Origin of the sequence: Streptomyces sp. NPDC026092, from assembly GCF_040638605.1 — a bacterium.
GTDB lineage: Bacteria > Actinomycetota > Actinomycetes > Streptomycetales > Streptomycetaceae > Streptomyces.
The window spans coordinates 60,791-76,706 of sequence record NZ_JBEZYN010000019.1; the positions used below are offsets into that span (position 1 = coordinate 60,791).

At 71.1% G+C, this 15,916-nt stretch carries 20 protein-coding genes; 9 read left to right on the forward strand and 11 right to left on the reverse strand.

What is annotated here, in order from left to right; all coding sequences use genetic code 11:
* Window positions 1–83 precede the first annotated feature (83 nt).
* The gene (locus AB0F56_RS27555) at window positions 84–911 is read right to left on the reverse strand and encodes a helix-turn-helix transcriptional regulator (protein WP_362014241.1); all 828 of its coding nucleotides are present in this window, start codon (window positions 909–911) and stop codon (window positions 84–86) included.
* Between the two features lie 357 nt (window positions 912–1,268).
* On the opposite strand from AB0F56_RS27555, the gene AB0F56_RS27560 reads away from it, so the two are divergent.
* The 3 genes from AB0F56_RS27560 to AB0F56_RS27570 all read left to right on the forward strand — a co-directional run bounded on the left by AB0F56_RS27560 (window position 1,269) and on the right by AB0F56_RS27570 (window position 4,155).
* Window positions 1,269–1,871, forward strand: a complete 603-nt coding sequence (locus AB0F56_RS27560; RefSeq protein WP_362014243.1) for a DUF485 domain-containing protein — start codon at window positions 1,269–1,271, stop codon at window positions 1,869–1,871.
* Complete coding sequence (locus AB0F56_RS27565) at window positions 1,868–3,487, forward strand: cation acetate symporter (RefSeq protein WP_362014245.1); 1,620 nt, start codon at window positions 1,868–1,870, stop codon at window positions 3,485–3,487. The genes AB0F56_RS27560 and AB0F56_RS27565 overlap by 4 nt, the downstream gene beginning before the upstream one ends.
* Before the next feature lie 128 nt (window positions 3,488–3,615).
* The gene (locus tag AB0F56_RS27570; protein ID WP_362014247.1) at window positions 3,616–4,155 is read left to right on the forward strand and encodes a GNAT family N-acetyltransferase; all 540 of its coding nucleotides are present in this window, start codon (window positions 3,616–3,618) and stop codon (window positions 4,153–4,155) included.
* Here the strand turns inward: AB0F56_RS27570 and AB0F56_RS27575 are convergent.
* From AB0F56_RS27575 to AB0F56_RS27595, 5 genes are all read right to left on the reverse strand, one after another.
* The gene (locus AB0F56_RS27575; protein ID WP_362014390.1) at window positions 4,148–4,699 is read right to left on the reverse strand and encodes a YdeI/OmpD-associated family protein; all 552 of its coding nucleotides are present in this window, start codon (window positions 4,697–4,699) and stop codon (window positions 4,148–4,150) included. The two genes, AB0F56_RS27570 and AB0F56_RS27575, sit on opposite strands and share 8 nt — an antisense overlap.
* Window positions 4,700–4,819: 120 nt before the next feature.
* Window positions 4,820–6,112: a bifunctional GNAT family N-acetyltransferase/ATP-binding protein gene (locus AB0F56_RS27580; RefSeq protein WP_362014249.1), complete on the reverse strand. Its 1,293-nt coding sequence runs from the start codon at window positions 6,110–6,112 to the stop codon at window positions 4,820–4,822.
* A 328-nt stretch (window positions 6,113–6,440) separates the two neighbouring features.
* Window positions 6,441–6,797, reverse strand: coding sequence for a DUF805 domain-containing protein (locus AB0F56_RS27585; protein WP_362014251.1), 357 nt, complete (start codon window positions 6,795–6,797; stop codon window positions 6,441–6,443).
* Between the two features lie 238 nt (window positions 6,798–7,035).
* Window positions 7,036–7,422, reverse strand: coding sequence for an SPW repeat protein (locus AB0F56_RS27590; RefSeq protein WP_362014252.1), 387 nt, complete (start codon window positions 7,420–7,422; stop codon window positions 7,036–7,038).
* A gap of 244 nt (window positions 7,423–7,666) precedes the next feature.
* Window positions 7,667–8,047, reverse strand: coding sequence for a VOC family protein (locus AB0F56_RS27595; RefSeq protein WP_362014254.1), 381 nt, complete (start codon window positions 8,045–8,047; stop codon window positions 7,667–7,669).
* A 364-nt stretch (window positions 8,048–8,411) separates the two neighbouring features.
* Here AB0F56_RS27595 and AB0F56_RS27600 point away from each other — a divergent pair, with 364 nt between their 5' ends.
* From AB0F56_RS27600 to AB0F56_RS27615, 4 genes are all read left to right on the forward strand, one after another.
* A complete protein-coding gene (locus AB0F56_RS27600; protein ID WP_362014256.1) occupies window positions 8,412–8,783 on the forward strand; it encodes a cupin domain-containing protein in 372 nt (123 codons plus the stop codon).
* A gap of 102 nt (window positions 8,784–8,885) precedes the next feature.
* A complete protein-coding gene (locus AB0F56_RS27605; RefSeq protein WP_362014257.1) occupies window positions 8,886–9,401 on the forward strand; it encodes a DinB family protein in 516 nt (171 codons plus the stop codon).
* 90 nt (window positions 9,402–9,491) lie between these two features.
* On the forward strand, window positions 9,492–10,022 hold the full coding sequence (locus AB0F56_RS27610; protein WP_362014259.1) for a GNAT family N-acetyltransferase: 531 nt from the start codon (window positions 9,492–9,494) through the stop codon (window positions 10,020–10,022).
* An 80-nt stretch (window positions 10,023–10,102) separates the two neighbouring features.
* Complete coding sequence (locus tag AB0F56_RS27615; RefSeq protein ID WP_362014392.1) at window positions 10,103–10,468, forward strand: nuclear transport factor 2 family protein; 366 nt, start codon at window positions 10,103–10,105, stop codon at window positions 10,466–10,468.
* Between the two features lie 43 nt (window positions 10,469–10,511).
* Here the strand turns inward: AB0F56_RS27615 and AB0F56_RS27620 are convergent, their stop codons facing one another.
* From AB0F56_RS27620 to AB0F56_RS27630, 3 genes are all read right to left on the reverse strand, one after another.
* Window positions 10,512–11,087 carry a hypothetical protein gene (locus tag AB0F56_RS27620; RefSeq protein ID WP_362014260.1) on the reverse strand — a complete coding sequence of 192 codons (576 nt, stop codon included), beginning with the start codon at window positions 11,085–11,087 and terminating at the stop codon, window positions 10,512–10,514.
* A 226-nt stretch (window positions 11,088–11,313) separates the two neighbouring features.
* The gene (locus AB0F56_RS27625; protein ID WP_362014262.1) at window positions 11,314–11,787 is read right to left on the reverse strand and encodes a PH domain-containing protein; all 474 of its coding nucleotides are present in this window, start codon (window positions 11,785–11,787) and stop codon (window positions 11,314–11,316) included.
* Between the two features lie 461 nt (window positions 11,788–12,248).
* Entirely contained in the window at window positions 12,249–12,617 is a 369-nt protein-coding gene (locus tag AB0F56_RS27630) for a hypothetical protein (protein ID WP_362014263.1), read from the reverse strand.
* Window positions 12,618–12,769: 152 nt separating this feature from the next.
* On the opposite strand from AB0F56_RS27630, the gene AB0F56_RS27635 reads away from it, so the two are divergent.
* Window positions 12,770–14,215 (forward strand): carboxylesterase family protein, encoded by a 1,446-nt coding sequence (locus AB0F56_RS27635; RefSeq protein WP_362014265.1) that lies wholly within the window; start codon window positions 12,770–12,772, stop codon window positions 14,213–14,215.
* A 36-nt stretch (window positions 14,216–14,251) separates the two neighbouring features.
* On the opposite strand, the gene AB0F56_RS27640 is transcribed toward AB0F56_RS27635, so the two are convergent.
* Both AB0F56_RS27640 and AB0F56_RS27645 read right to left on the reverse strand, forming a co-directional pair.
* Window positions 14,252–14,842, reverse strand: coding sequence for a type 1 glutamine amidotransferase domain-containing protein (locus AB0F56_RS27640; RefSeq protein WP_362014267.1), 591 nt, complete (start codon window positions 14,840–14,842; stop codon window positions 14,252–14,254).
* Window positions 14,843–14,917: 75 nt separating this feature from the next.
* Entirely contained in the window at window positions 14,918–15,358 is a 441-nt protein-coding gene (locus AB0F56_RS27645) for an OsmC family protein (RefSeq protein ID WP_362014268.1), read from the reverse strand.
* 209 nt (window positions 15,359–15,567) lie between these two features.
* On the opposite strand from AB0F56_RS27645, the gene AB0F56_RS27650 reads away from it, so the two are divergent.
* A complete protein-coding gene (locus AB0F56_RS27650) occupies window positions 15,568–15,858 on the forward strand; it encodes a hypothetical protein (protein ID WP_362014270.1) in 291 nt (96 codons plus the stop codon).
* Window positions 15,859–15,916 lie beyond the last annotated feature (58 nt).

Sequence of the window (15,916 nt, forward strand, 5' to 3'; positions counted from 1 at the left end):
CTTCCTTCCTTCGTGTGGTGGTACGTGCATGAGCCGGCGTGGGCACTCGTGCGTGTGGCCGGTCTCCTTGGTGTGGGCACGGGTCAGTCGGCGGACCTGGTCCTGCCGGCCAGCGCGCCCGGCGTGCACCCGGCGAGGGCCAGCACATCGCGATGGAGATGGGGCTGGTCGGCGTATCCGCACGCCAGGGCGACGTCGCCGGGGCTCTCGCCCGCGCGGAGCGCTCGGGCGGCGTGGTCGAAGCGGACCAGCATGGCGGCACGCTTGGGGGTGAGGCCGATCTGGGCACTGAACCTGGACCACAGCCGCTTGCGGCTCCATCCGGAGGACGCCGCGAGGTCACCGACCCGTATCCGGCCTCGGCGGGCCACGATGGTGTCCCAGGCGGCGGCGACCTCGGGCGACATCGACGGTGCCCCCGCGGCCCGTCTCGTGAGGAACTCGTCCGTCAGCGCGAGGCGTTCCTGCCACGTCGTGGCGTCGGCCAACCGCTCGCGGAGGCGCCGCTCGTGCCGTCCCCACAGGTCCTCGAGAGAGGTGACGCACCCGTCCAGTTCGCGCGGGGAGACGCCCAGCAGGGCATAGGCGGCCTGGGGTGACAAGCCCACCTCGACGCACTCGACGCCCTCGCCACGGACGCGGGCCGGGCCGGGCGACAACGAGGCGACGAGGCTCCTCATGGGTCGGTGCCCTGTGGCACTCTCCACCGTGACCGGGTTGCCCCCGAGCTCGATGACGACGGTCACCGTGGGCTGGGGGAGCACCCAGTCGTCCAGCCCGGCGGCGTCGCGGTCACGGAATCCGGTGATCCGGACGCCGTCGAGGGACGTGCCGCCGAGGGGATGGGCGACCTCCCAGCCGTTCTCGGCATCGCGATCCATGGGGGTGGCCCCCACTTCGTGTCTGCGCATGCCTCTACCGTCGCCGACTTCAGTGGGCCCTGTCTTGTACGAAAGTTCCCTGGGTTCGCCCCAGGGAACGGACCGTCTCCGCCGGTCCGGCCGGCGGCCCCGCCGATCGGCCGGAACGGAGGAACCGCCCCGAGCGACCTGCCCGGCCGCAGGGGTGGCTCGAGACTCACCCGTGACCTGCGGAAAGATCCACGACGGGGGTTACCGGGGGTTCTGTCGCCACGCGCACAGGATCGTCACCGAACCGACATACCGAGCGGTCGGAAACCCCTTACGCAGGGGCTATACCCATGAGTAACGTACGCGGACCCACCAGCGCCACCCGCCCGTTCCCCGGGGCGGCAAGGAGCGAGATCGATGTCGTACCACCAGCCTTTCCCGGGCCCACCGCCCGTACCCCCGCACCGGAATGCCGGGCGGCACCGCCAAGAGGCGGCGTCGCAGTCCTGGGAGGGTGGATCGCAGTCCTGGGACACCGATCCCCAGGCAGCCTGGGACTCGTCCCCGCGAGCGTGGGACTCCTCGCCGCAGGGCTGGGACTCCGCTCAGCAGCCCTGGGACGCGTCCCAGCAGCCGCAACAGCCCGCCGCCACGGACGATCGTGATGATCTGCATCGGCTCGGATCGGCCTACCGCAGGCTCCGCCGCGTCGCCACGTTCACCGCGCTCGGCTACTTCGTCGTCTTCCTTTTCCTGTCCGGCTACGCCCCCTCGATGATGACCAGCACTCTCACCGGTGGTCTCACCACCGGTCTGGTCCTGGGGCTCCTCCAGCTGCCCGTGGCGCTGGTCGCGATCGCGCTGTACGAGCGGATCGCGCGCAAGCGCGTCGACCCGCTCGCCGCGGCGATCCGCGAACGCGCCGAGCGGGCGGCCGCGGCAGCCGCGCCCGGGCCGGAACGTCAGAGCCGCTCCGGACGTCCCGTGTGGCAGCGGCCCACCGGAGGTGCGCGCGCATGACCAGCTTCAGCTCCGAGGCCCAGACCATGTCGCTGATGGCGTTCATCGCGGTCATCACCGTCACGCTGCTGCTGTGTGTGATGACCGGCCCCGACCGTGACGACCTGGGCGATTTCTACACCGGCTACCGCTCGCTCTCCCCGGTCCAGAGCGGCCTCGCGATCGCCGGCGACTACATCTCCGCCGGCACCGTGCTCGGCACCATCGGCATCATCGCGCTCGTCGGCTACGACGGCGTCACGCTCGCCCTGAGCACTGTGCTCTCGCTGGTCCTGATGATGTTCCTGCTCGCCGAACCGCTGCGCAACGCCGGCCGGTTCACGATCGGCGACGTCTTCACCCGGCGTCTCCCCGGCCCCGCCGTGCGGATCACCACGGCCGCGGTCACCCTGATCGCACTGCTGCCGCTGGTGATCTTCCAGCTCGCGGGCGCCGGCGATCTCCTCTCCGTCGTCCTCGGCTTCGACGCCGACGGCTTCAAGACCGGGGCGATCGTGTTCCTGGGCCTGTTGATGATCGCGTACGCGGCGATCGGCGGCATGAAGGGCACCGCCTTCATCCAGATCGTCAAGACCGTCGCCCTGCTCGGCGCGTCCCTCGCGATCGCCGCGCTCATCCTCAACCGCTTCGACTTCAGCCTGCCCTCCCTGCTCGACGCCGCCAAGCGCGGCAGCGGGGCGGGAGACGCCTATCTCGCCTCCGGTCTGCAGTTCGGCGGCAGCGAACTCGACATGATCAGCACTCAGTTGACGGTCGTGCTCGGCGCCGCGGTGCTGCCGCAGATCACCATGCGCATGTTCACCGCGCGCAGCGCGGCAGCCGTGCGGCGCTCGATGTCCTGGGCCGTGTCGACCGTCGTCGTGACCTGTCTGCTGATCGCCGTCATCGGCTTCGGCGCGGCCGCGATCGTCGGCCACCAGGGGATCGTCGCCGGCGACCCGCAGGGCAAGACGGCGTTCCTCATGGTCAGCCAGGCCGTCATGGGCACGGAACAGACGACCGTCGAGACACTGCTGTTCACGGCCGTGGCGACAGCCATCTTCCTCACCCTGCTGGCCTCGGTCGCCGGGATCACCCTCGCCTGCGCCAACACCCTGGCGCACGACCTCATCACGCACGGGCTGCGCCGCAAGGCGAAACTGAAGGACTCCGCGGAGATGGCCATCGCCCGGACCGCCGCGGCGGGCGTCGGGCTCGTGGCGATCGCGATCGCCGCCGGTGCACGGCATCTGAACCTTCAGGCACTGGTCACCCTGTCGTTCTGCATCGGCGCGTCCGCGGTCGCACCGGCCCTCATCTACAGCCTCTTCTGGCGCCGCTACTCCCGTACGGGACTGCTCAGCACCCTCATCGTGGGCAGCGTCTCCGCGTTCGTCCTCATGACCGGCAGCAACCTGGTGTCCGGATCGCCCCAGGCGATCTTCCCGGACCAGGACTTCAACTGGTTCCCGTTCACCACGTCGGGCATCCTCTCGGCCCCGCTGGGCTTCCTCGCGGGCTGGCTCGGCACGGTGCTCCGCGAACGTGACCCGGCCGACCAGCGCATGCGGTACGAAGCGGTGGAGGAGACGATCCTGGCCGGCACACCCGCGCCGAACAGCGCCCCCGCGTCCTGACGCGCACACCTCGACGCAAGGGCGCCCGGCCGGAAGTTGCAGGCCGGGCGCCCTTTCGGCCGTCCTGAGGTGCACAGGGTCCGGCACCGAGCTGGTCGAGCCCGCCGACCCTGGCGAACGGAGCTGAGATGATCGTACGTATGCACGCCTCACCCTCCGCCGCGTCGCGCGGCGACCTCGCCACCGAGCGGCTCCTGCTGCGGCCCGTGCGGGCGGCCGACCTGCCGGCCGTCACCCGGCTGTGGACCGACCCCGAGGTCCGGCACCACCTGGGCGGGCCCGTGAGCGAGCAGGTCGTGCGGATCCGGCAGCGGCGGGTGGTCGGCGCGCCCGGGGTGCACGCGGTGGTGCGGGTGGCCGACGGGGTCCTGCTCGGGATCGTGACCGTGGAGCCCGGGGCGCGCGACGGGGAGACGGAGGTCTCGTACCAGTTCCTGCCCGAGCACTGGGGGCACGGCTACGCACGCGAGGCCGTCGCCGCCGTCCTCGACGCCACGCTCCGGGACACGCCGAGCGTGGTCGCGCTCACCCAGGAGGCGAACCACCGCTCCCGACGGCTCCTCGAAGCCGTCGGCATGACCCACGTCTCCTCCTTCGTCGAACACGAGGCCCACCAGGTCCTCTACCGACGCGGCGGCGGACGTCCCCCGGCTCCGCCCGTCAGCTGACCTTCTCGCCCGCCGCCAGCTTCGCCACCATCCGCTCCAGACGCTGCGCCCGCCCCTTGGGCGTGCGCGCCTGCCACAGCCGCAGGATCACCAGATACTGGTCGGTCTTCCCGAGCCCCGCGTAGAACTCCCGGGCCCGCTCGTCGGCGGCCAGGGCGGCCGCCAGGTCGTCCGGTACGGTCGCCTCCGCCTGCGACGGGTACGCGGATGCCCACCGGCCGTCCGCCTGCGCGGCCCGCACCTCGGCGAGCCCCGGCTCCCGCATCCGCCCCGCCGCCGTGAGCGCCTCGACCTTCCGGACGTTCACCTGCGACCAGAGGCTGCGGGACCGGCGCGGGGTGTACTTCTGGTGGTAGTACGTCTCGTCACCGCCTCTGCGCTGACCGTCGATCCAGCCGAAGCAGAGCATGCAGTCGAGGATCTCCGGATTGGTGAGCGACGAGCCGCCCTTCCCCTTCTTGGCGATCCTCAGCCACACCCCCGGGCTGTCGGCGTGATGGACCTCCAGCCACGCCTCCAACTCCGCCACCTCCGTGACGGTCATGATGTCGAGCCCTTCGTACCGCTCCACCGCCCGGCTCCCCTGTCGTGGTCGACGTCGTCCCCGGAGTCGCCGGGAACGCTCATGACCACGATAGGGAGAGGCACTGACAGTGGCGCCTCGTCAGAAGCGGGCGTGGGTGGTGATGTCCGATTCGAACTGGGTGATCATCTCCGGTGTCACGGTCGGCCGGCACTGACCGATGGCCTCCAGGTAGTCCGCCGTCGTCGCGCCGGGCAGGCGCTCGTCGGCGGTGGAGCGGGGGCCGACGGCGACCAGGTCGCGCTCGAAGGAGTTCTGGGCGGCGATCCGGGCGGCGTGTTCGATGTCGGCGGGCGTGAACAGGTCGCTCGCCGCGACCAGTTCGTCGATGTCGACATCGGAGCGACCCTCGGTGTAGCGCCCCCAGATCGCGGCGCGGGCCGCCTTGTCCGGCGTACCGATCGGGATGAGGTAGTCGAAGCGCCCCGGGCGCAGGAAGGCCGGGTCGAGGGAGCGGATCGAGTTCGTGGCGCAGACGAGCAGCCGCTCGTCCCGCTCGCGGAAGCCCGGGATGAGCTTGAGGAGTTCGTTCGTCACGCCGTGCATCCCGCCGGGCTGCGCGGGCTCCTGGCGGACCGGGGCGATCTCCTCGACCTCGTCGATGAAGACCAGGACCCGCTCCAGCTCCGCGATCCGGGCGAACGCGGAGCGCAGCGCCGCCGCCAGATTGCCCTCGTCGGCCAGCCGGGACGGCAGGATCTCCACGAACGGCCAGCCGAGCCGGGAGGCGATGCCCCGCGCGAACGTCGTCTTGCCGGTCCCAGGCGGACCGAACAGGCCCACCGCGCGCGGCGGCCGCACACCGTGCCGCGCCGCGCGCTCCGGCTCGGCGAGCGGGAGGACCACACGCCGTTCGATCAGGTCCTTCTCCCGCTCCATGCCGGCGACCTTGGCCCACAGGTCGCCCGGCAGCAGCCGGCCGCCGAGGTCGTCCAGGAGATTGGCGGCGGGGCCGTGCAGCGGCTCCACCTTCTCGAAGTAGGCGACCGCCGGCTGCCGGGTGTATCCGGCGTTCAGGAGGCCCTCGCCGAGGAGGTCCTCCTCGGGCAGCACGTACGCGATCCGGCCGACCCGCGCCGCGACCAGCCGCCGCTCCAGCTCCACCAGGAGCGCGCTGGCGAGGCCCCGGCCACGCCAGGCGGACGAGATCGCGATCCGCATCACCCAGGCCCGCTCCCCGGAGACGGAGGCGAGCGCGGCCCCGATGGGAACGCCCTGGTGGACGGCGACGACGGCCGGCTGGCGGGAGGTCAGGGCGCTGATGCACTCCGCCAGGGAGAAGACGGACTCCTGGCCGAGTTCGGCCGTGGTGTCGATCAGGTGGACCACTGCGGCGAGATCGCTCTCGCGGTAGTCATGGATGAGCCAGTTCACCGATGCCGCCCCTCGTTCGTTCGCTCGCGCGTCCGTGCGTTCGTCCGTGCCTTCGTCCGTGCGATCGCTCGTGTCGCGCCGTTGCGGCGAGGCTAGGGGCGGGGGTGAAGGCGGGTCGTGCGCCATCGTGCACAAGGCGCGAGCGGCGATTGCTACGAACCGTCACTGGGCGTACGGCGCCCGACAGGCTGTCCCGTACGACTGTCGGCAGGGCTGCCTGGAGTGGCTTCGGGCAAGGCCGTCCGGCACCGGTTGGCTGGAACTGGCCGTTTGGAACGGGCGAAGCCCCCGAAGGAACCTTCCTTCGGGGGCTTCGCGAGGGTGTTGCTCAGTACGCGGGCGCGAGCTTGGGGTTCGGGCCGTAGGCGTTGTCGGTCTGGTTGCCCTCGGTGGCGAGGAACACGATCAGGATGATGCCGCCGACCAGCGGGACCAGGTTGATCAGGATCCACCAGCCGGAGCGGCCGGTGTCGTGCAGACGCCGGACCGTCACACCGAGACCGGGCAGGAGCACGGCCAGCGCGTAGATCGCGTAGAGCAGCGGGTACGTGCCGATCGCGAAGTCGATGACGGCGACGATGATCAGCGCGAGGATGTTGAACAGCACGAACATCCAGTATTCCTGGCGGCGCGCACGGCCGGTGAATACCGCGTACTTCTTGAGAACGTCGAGGTACCAGTTCACTTAGTCCCCCCAAGGACTGGGAAATGCGAGCGGGAGCCTGTCCCTGTGGAGCAAGCTTACGCAGAACTTATGTGGCCGAAACGCCGACGGTCAATTCGTTACCTGGGATGGGGTGTTGGGGGTCGGTGTGTCTGGATTTGCGTATGTGGCACGGCGGTAGCGGTTTGCTTACGCACGGCGACGGCGCCCCGTCCCGGCCGGGGATAGGGCGCCGTTCTTGGAGAGGATCAGAGCTTCGTCACGTCTTTCTGGTCTTGCTCATGAGCAGTCCGCCCGCCGTGAGCGCGAAGAGGCAGACGCATGCGCCCGTGATGACGTTGCTCAGGATCGCGCCGGTTCCGGCGTCGGTGGTGGCGACGACCCAGGGGGAGAGGATCAGCCATACGCCGAGCGCCAGGACGACGAAGTTCAGGTCCTGGGACCGCTCGGGCGCCATCGACATGCAGAGGCCGAGGATCGCGAGGGCGATGCCTGTGACCAGGTTGCTGAGGGCGAGTTCGGGCCTGGCGGCCGAGAAGTGAACCACCCACCCGGAGACCGCGGCGTAGATACCGGCGAGGATCACGAGCTCCTCGACCGCGGCGACACCTCGGGTCTGGAGTATTTGCGAGTACCGTTCTCGCATTTCCGGAGCGTCGGGGTGTGCCGTGATATCACCGGGACGGTGAGAGACGTCAGACATACGACTCGCCTCCTTCTGGCGTCCTGCACGTCTGATCGCGCTTGCGGCGTCGTACCGCGGTTTCATTGTGCTCTTATCTGGCCTTTATGTGTAGGTCTGTCCGATATCGTATCCGTACAGAAATCAAGGGGTGGATTAGCGCGGATCCGCCAAGGGGGAGAGCATTCCGTGAATGTTCAATAAGCCGTCATGTGGTGTACGGGTGCGTGATGATCTCCATGTTGTGGCCGTCGGGATCGTCGAAGTAGGCACCCCGGCCGTTGAAGAGGTCGTTCACGCTCCCCGGATCCGTATGGCTGGGGTCGGCGTAGTACGTCACGCCGGCCTCCTCCAGGCGCGCGATCATCACGTCGAACTCCTCGTCCGGCACCAGGAACGCGTAGTGCTGCGAGACGACCGGCGCGTCGGCGTTCTCGTAGAAGTCCAGCGTCACGCTGTTGTCGGCGGCCACGGGGAGGAAGGGCCCGAAGGGCGCACCGACCTCCAGACCCAGGATCGCGGCGAGGAACTCGGCGGAACGCTCCTTGTCGGTGGCGTGCACGATGGTGTGGTTGAGCTCGGCGGTCACTGGCCCTCCCGATGGGTGAGGTGAACGACGGTCTTCCTCCTTCGACGCTAGTCCGCCACCGGGGGTGGCGGGAGGGGCGCGCGATGTGCGCGCCGGCCGCCCGGGGGCCGGGTCGGGGCGGGAGCAGGCGTGCGGCCGGCACGGCGGCAAGCGCGGATGGGCACGGGGCCCAGCGTGGGCCGTCGCGGGGCAAGCGCGGGCAGGCGTGGAGGCAATCGTGGGCCGGCGCGGAGGCAAGCGCGGGCGGGCGTGGAGGCGATCGCGGGCCGGCGCGGGTGCAACGGAGCGGCCGGGGAGGGGTGTCCGGCGTAGCCTGGAAGTGGACTCGGGGAGTTCACGTCACACCGCCGGGAGGCGGAGAACCATGACAGGAATCGTCTCCAGAAGCTTCGACTCGGCGGATGAGACCCGTCCGTTCGAGGACGCCAAGGGCCGGCTCGACCTGATCACCACGGACCGCGGCCCGGTCGGCCGCGCGGTCTTCGAACCCGGCTGGCAGTGGAGCAAACACATCAAGCCCATCGCCGGTACGGACAGCTGCCAGGCCGCTCACCTCGGCTACGTCGTAGGCGGCCGGATGAAGATCGTCATGGACGACGGCGAGTCCCTGGAAGTGGGCCCCGGCGACCTGTTCACCGTCAAGCCGGGCCACGACGCCTGGGTCGTCGGCGACGAGCCGTGCGTGGCCCTGGACTGGGTCGGCTTCGGCGACTACGCCGTCCGCCCGGGTACGTGAGGCCGCTCTGACGCCCGGAGTCCTGACGCCCGGATGCTCTGAGGCCCGGACAGCGGCGAAATCCGGTGGTCGTCGGGCGCACCGCCTCGGCACGATGACCGGATGACCGAAGATCACCGCGTCCAGCCGCCCCGTACCGCCGACGAGCGGACCACGCTCACCGCCATGCTCCAGTTCCAGCGCGACACCCTGGAGTTGAAGTGCGCCGGGCTCACCCCTGAGCAGCTCAAGGACCGGGCCGCGCCGCCGTCGGGGCTCTCCCTCGTGGGGCTCGTACGGCACGCGGCGGAGGTGGAGCGCGGCTGGTTCCGCAATGTGATCGACGGTGAGAACAGTCGCAGCCCGTGGACCCCCGCCGGTTCCACGGACTGGGCCGACTTCGATGTGGACGACCTCGACGAGGCCGGAGTCGCCGAGGCGTTCACGGTCTGGCGCAAGGAGTGCGCCCGAGCGCGCGCCGTCGTGGACGCGGCGGACTCCCTGGACGTCTGCGGACATCAGGGCGACGAGGCCTACTCCCTGCGCTACGTCCTCGCCCACATGATCGAGGAGTACGCCCGCCACAACGGCCACGCGGACCTGCTGCGCGAACGCCTCGACGGCGTCACGGGCGAGTAGGCCCGGAGTTGGGGGAGGCGGGTGCGGCGATCCTGTGGATCGCCGAAAATGCCTGATCAAAGGGTGCGTCGGCCTGTTATCGTCGCCCGCATGCCCGAACTGGTCGCCCCCACCGCCCAACTGCACCGCTCCTGGCTCGAAGCACACGCCGAGTGGAACCCCGGCACCCGTCAGGCGGGCGCCGGGATAGGGCTGGCGGAGGAGCAGGCGCTCGCGATCCCCGAGGTCTTCGCCTCATGGGTCGGCCGCCTGTGCGAACAGTCCGACCGGACCCGCACCTTGGGCGAGGGACGGGTGCACGCCACTCACTGGTGGATCGTCGAGGACGGGGTGTACGTCGGCGCGATCGACCTTCGCCACCGGCTCAACGACTTCCTGCTGCGCGCGGCAGGACACGTCGGCTACAGCATCCGCCCGTCCGCCCGCCGCCGGGGCCTCGCCACCTGGGCCCTGGGCGCGATCCTCCCCGAGGCCCGCGCCCTCGGCCTGGACCGCGTCCTGGTGACCTGCGACGACGACAACGTCGCCTCCGCCCGCGCGATCGAGCGCAACGGAGGCGTCCTGGAGGACATCCGCATGACCGAGATCGGCCGTAAGCGTCGCTACTGGATCGCCCTGTGAACGCCGGAGACGGGCGGTGGGGGAGCGCAGGGGAGTGGGACACCTCGGACTCCACCGCGGAGTCCGAGGTCGCCGAGGCGATCGCCGCGGAGCTGCGGCTGTTGGACCCCTCCGTACGCTCCTCGCGTTCGCTCGCCGGAAGCCTTCTCGACCCCGACTTCGTGGAGGTCGGAGCGTCCGGCCGCCGATGGACGTACGAGGAGATGGTCTCCGCGCTGCCCGAGATGCAGGGCGCCGTGGACGACGGACCGCGCTACGAACCGTCCGGGATGGCCGGTACGCGCCTCGCCCCCGGCCTGGTCCACCTGACGTACGCGACGCGCATCGACGGCCGGCACGCCCTCCGCAGCTCCCTCTGGCGCCGCCACACCGACGGCACCTGGCGCATGTACTACCACCAGGCGACCCCGGTCCCGCAGCCGCCGGATCGGTCCGAGGCGCAGTAAGGGCGGCGCGATCGGCGAGAAGGAGCGGCAGCCCAGACCTGTTCTAGGGGCGGACGGCGCGGACGTGGTCGGCTGAGAGGTGGAGTTCGTACGGCAGGCAGCAGTCGGAGCAGAGGGTCGCGACGAGGGTTCCGCAGGCACACATCTGGTTCATCCCGCCGTCCGGGGTCGCTCCGCAGCAGGCGGAGGAGGCGTGCTGCAGTGTCAGGCCGCGCGCGTCGTCCGGATTGATGACGATGTTGCCTCGGGGACCTTGCGACACGAGCCATTGCCCGCGCCCGTTGCCCATCGTCCCGCGGCGGGGCATCGCAGGGCCGGGGATGGCGGTGGCGACCAAGGGGGCACCGTAGGGCTCCGTCTCGATGGCGTAGTGGCCCGACGGCACGGTGGCCGGCGACGGGCCCGGCTCGTCCGCGTCCCACCATGCGAAGAACGGAGGCTCGGGAACCTCGGGCAGCCGGGTGAGCGGTTCCGTCAAGGGCACCTCACACGTCGTGCACACGAAAAGCACCGCATCGGACGCCGCGGTTCCATCGGCGACATCACCAGGCGCGGCGGCCGGCCTCGGCGGGGGCTCGGGCTCGCCATGACCCGGATCCTGATCGTGCTCATCGCTCATACGCCGACCGTACGCGGCGAGAAGGGCGCCGCTGAACTCGCCATGTTCGGGACCGATATCCGCGTGGCAGCCGTTCACCCTGTGGTCCTGGTCGAAGGCGGTTGGTCGACTTCCGTCCCCTTGCTGCCACCGGACCGGTTCGCGGACGGCGTGCGAGCCCTGCCGGGTATCTCCGTGCACGCGACTGCGGCAGGGGCCCTGAGAGCCGGGGACACCAGCGTGGCTGTCACGCGCAGTTGGGGCAGCCGGTGATGTGAGTGGTGTGCAGGGACTTGAGCAGGGCGAAGTCGGCCTCGACTGCGCGACTGGAGTACGACGCGAGGGTGCCGAGCCCCGTGTGCTCACCATTCTTGAGGATCAAGCCCGGAGCCTCAGCCGGGGCCAAGCCAGGGCCGTCACCGGTCTCGACCGTACTGATCGAGCACCATGGAACGACTTTCGTGCGTCCCAGGCCACGCTCGATGAGACCCGCGGAGTCGATCCGTACGCCCATGACACAGCTGCGGAAGGCAAACCAGATGCCGAATGCGACGGTCACGGTGTTGAAGACCGTGCCTGCGGGACCGGAGGCACCCGCCCCGCCGATGAGCGTCAACGCGCCCAGCAGCGCGAAAGTACTCCCCACCATGATCAGGGCCGTGCGCTGCCACGGTCTGTGGAGAGTCTGGGTCGGTATCGGGGGTGGTGTAGCGGACTCCATGGCCCTGACTCTATGCAGTAGTTCGTACGCCGAGCAGGCGATTCACCGTCGCAAGATCAGCGACAGGGCGACAGGACGCTCTCGCTCCTGGCCAACAAGGACGGCGCCCTCATGGCCTGTCATCGGAGTCGCAGGACGTCAGGAGCGCGATCGTCGAAGATCTCGATCAGTCAATCGAAGGCCGTCGTTCCGCTCTCTTGTCCGGCTGCGGCAAGGTCGGCGCCGACCGAGGGACGGTTGGTGGGGTGGCAGCGTGACAGTCGGATCTCCAGCCGGCGAGCTGTCTCCGGATAGACGTGCGGCTCCGCGTTGTGTCCCTCCGATTCGGCCCGGCACCAACGCGGCTGGAGAGCGCCCGCGACTTCATCGAGCGCCGGTGCAAACGCGGATGGGTGGCCCGGCCGGCGCAGCCGCCCGTAGCCCGATCGCGACCGTCTGCGCGCCCGCTCCGCCCCGCGCCGTCAGCCGAACGCGTCCGTCATGCAGTCCCGTGCGCACGCGCCCCGTTCGTACTCGTGGCGGAGGGCGGCTGCCGCGAGGTGGGGGTCGGCGTTCGGGCGGTCGAAGTGTTCGTCGGCCAGGCGGAGGACGTCCGAGACCGTGATGATCGCCGGTTCGCCGGCGCCCGCCGCCCCGCGTGCGGAGGCGATCGCCATGCCGGCCGCCCGTCGCAGGACGCGCCAGTGCTCGCGCTCCATGGCGGCCCAGGCCCGCGCGGGGGCCAGTGGCCGGGCCGAGCGGCCCTGGCGGGCGGCGCCGAGTGCCATGAGACCGATCCCGGCGGCGACCACCAGGATCCCGACCGCCGTCCCCGCCTGCAGCCCCGCCATGCGCGACCTCCCTGCCGTCGAGTCAGTGGTACCCCGGTCGACCGGACTCCAGTCGGCGCGAGGCGAGGACCTCACTGACACGCGTAAGTGACACGTGTCACCTTCTCGCTCCAGGCGTTGACTCGGCTGATCATCGGCCGGACGCTGCTCCCATGACCGTCACCTCCGTCACCACCACCCGCGGCCCCGTGCGCGGCGAACGCCGGGCCGACGGGAGCCTGCGCTTCCTCGGCATCCCGTACGCGCAGCCGCCCGTCGGCGAACTCCGCTTCGCGGCGCCCGTGCCGCCGGAGCCGTGGACCGAGCCCCTCGACGCCACGGCGTACGGGCCGACCGCCCAGCGGCGCCCCTTCGCCGACGTCACCACCATCCCCGAGCCCTCCATCCCGGGCGCCGGGGTCCTCAACCTCAACGTCTTCACGCCGGACACGGACCCCGAGGCCGGGCTGCCGGTCCTGGTCTGGATCCACGGCGGCGGTTACGTGGCGGGGTCGGCGGCCAGCCCCTGGTACGACGGATCGGCCTTCAACCGGGACGGTGTCGTCCTGGTCTCCCTCGGCTACCGGCTCGGCATCGAGGGCTTCCTGCACCTCGACGACGCCCCCGACAACCGGGGTGTCCGCGACTGGATCGCGGCCCTCGAATGGGTCCGCGACAACATCGCCCGCTTCGGCGGCGACCCCGCCAAGGTCACCGTCGCCGGCCAGTCGGCGGGCGGCGGCGCCGTCCAGACCCTGCTCGCCGTCCCCGCCGCCCGGGGCCTGTTCCGGGGCGCGCTCTCCGTCTCCGGGGCCGTCATGCGCCCCGACGGCCCCGAGGTCGCCCGCGCCGCGTCCCGCCTGTTCACGGCCCGTACCGGCGTGCCCGCCACGGCCGCCGCGCTCCGCGACCTGAGCGACGACGGACTCCTCGACCTCCAGGACCGCCTCGGCGCGCCCGGTCCGGACCGTGAGGGCCTGCCGCCCCTGCTGTCCCTGGCCCCCTTCGCCGACGGCGAGCTGATCCCGGAGCCCGTCCTCGACGCGCTGACGACCGGGGACGCGGGCGCCGACGTGCCGCTCATGCTGGGCTTCACGGCCCACGAGTTCAACGCCATGCCCGCCCCCGGCCCCGACGGCCCGCCCGTGCCGGTCCTGCTCGGCGCGCTGGGCCTCGCCGAGGAGAAGGTGGCCGCCTTCACGAAGGCGTACGCGGCGGACGGCGCGGACACCCTGTTCGGTCAGGCGCTCACCGACGTCACCTTCCGCGCGCCCTCCCTGGCCGTCGCCGACGCCCGCGCGGCGAGCCAACGACCCACCTGGCTCTACGAGTTCCGGTGGGAGTCGCCCGTCAACGGCAGCGCCTTCCACTGCCTGGACCTGCCGTACGCCTTCGACCTCCTGGCCGCCGAAGGCGTCACCGCCGTCGCGGGCGAGGCGCCGCCCCGCGCTCTGGCCGACGCGATGCACAGCGCCTGGGTCGCCTTCGTACGGGACCAGGACCCGGGCTCCTCCTGGCCGCGCTACACGACCGGTGACCGCGCCACGATGCTCTGGGACACCGAGTCGCGCGTGGAACACGACCCGCTGGCCCAGGTCCGCGAGATCTGGCACGACTGAGCGGAGGAGCCCACGGGGTGCCCCGCGCCGGGGCGGTCACGCCGGTGCGGGGTGCCCCGCCCGGGCGAGGGCCTCGATGATCGCCGCCGAGAACGGCCGGACGTCGGCGGGCCTGCGCGAGGTGATGAGCGGGAAGCCCCCGGAGGTGTCGACGACGACCTCCCGGTCCCGCCAGGTCCCGCCGGCGTTGACGAGGTCGGTGCTGATCGAGGGGTAGGAGGTGAGCTCCTTGCCCGCGACGAGCCCGCTCTCGATGAGCAGCCACGGTCCGTGACAGATCGCCGCGACGATCTTGCCGTGCGTCGCGAAGGCCATGAGGAGTCGCTGGGCCGTCTGGTCCGTCCGCAGCCGGTCGGCGTTGACGGTCCCGCCCGGTACGACCACCGCGTCGTACGCGTCCGCCGACACCGCGCCGTACGTCGTGTCGGGCCGGACCGTGTCACCGGGCCGCCGGTCGGACACAAGGGTCACGACGGGTGCGTCCTCGCGCGCGGCCACGGTCACCTGGGCGCCCGCCTCCCGCAGGGCCGCGACCGGCTCCTTCAGCTCGTCCTGCTCGGTTCCGTAGTTGGTGGTGAGGACGAGCACGTGCTTTCCGTTGATCGGGTGGGTCGGGTTGCTCGACACGACGCGTACCTCCTGTCGATCCGTACGCCTCCACCCACGCGACTCACCACCCACAGCGCGGTCAAACGGGACAGGTCAGCCCGCCCGGAATCCGATGGTCCCGTCCGGCAGTACGGCCTCCACCGTCGCGCCGTGCTCGACGGTGCGGCTCACCGTGCAGAACTTCTCGTGCGTGAGCCGCACCCCGCGCGCGAAGACCTCGGCGGCCTTCGGGTTGTTGTCGGGCAGGTCGAACTCGTAACTGACCCTGATCCGGCCCACCCGGCCGTCGTCCTCCGGCGTGGAGACCGATTCCACGACGATCCGCAGGTCGTCGTGGTCCACGGCGCGCGCCGTCCGGTCCACCACCATGCCGCCGCAGCCGCCCATGGCCGCGAGCAGCAACTCGACCGGCGTGAACGAGGGCTGGGCGTCCGGGTCGTCCGCCGCCCCCATGCGTACCTCCGCGCCCCGGTCGTTGCGGGCGGTCCACTGCCGGTAGGCGGTACGGACGGTCTCGATGCGGTAGTCGGCCATGGCGGCGTCTGCTCCTCGGTGCGTGTGCGTGTGCGTGTGCCGTTGGGGTGAGTGTTGCCGGTGCGTCGATCGTTCACGCAACCCCACCGGGACCCGGGCCGCCAAGGGGACGCGCCGCGACGGCCGTGGGCCCGTCTGAGTATCCCGGGCAGCCCGGGTGAGTACGTCGCCGGATGCCCGGCCCGGGCCGCCGACGATGGAATGGGGTCATGACCACGGACGCCCGGCGCACCAGCCGTATCCAGCACGTCACGGCCACCGGCTCGGCCGTGGCGGTCGCGCTGCTCCCGCTCGTCGTCGGCATGATGCTCGCGCGGAGCGTGGGCGCCGACCCGATGACCTCCGTGAACGCCCTGATCACCAGTGGCGGCCAGCGCGCCCGGCTCTCCCGCTGCCAACTGCGCGCCGTACGACGGCCGGCGCTCCCCACGTTCAAGGCCCTGCCCGCGCTGCCCTCCTTCCCCGCACTTCCCGCACTCTCCGTTCTCCGGGGGCGGTGAAGCTTCCCCCAACGTCCACCCAACTCTCGGGATCGGGACCGGTGTTGATGCTCCTGTG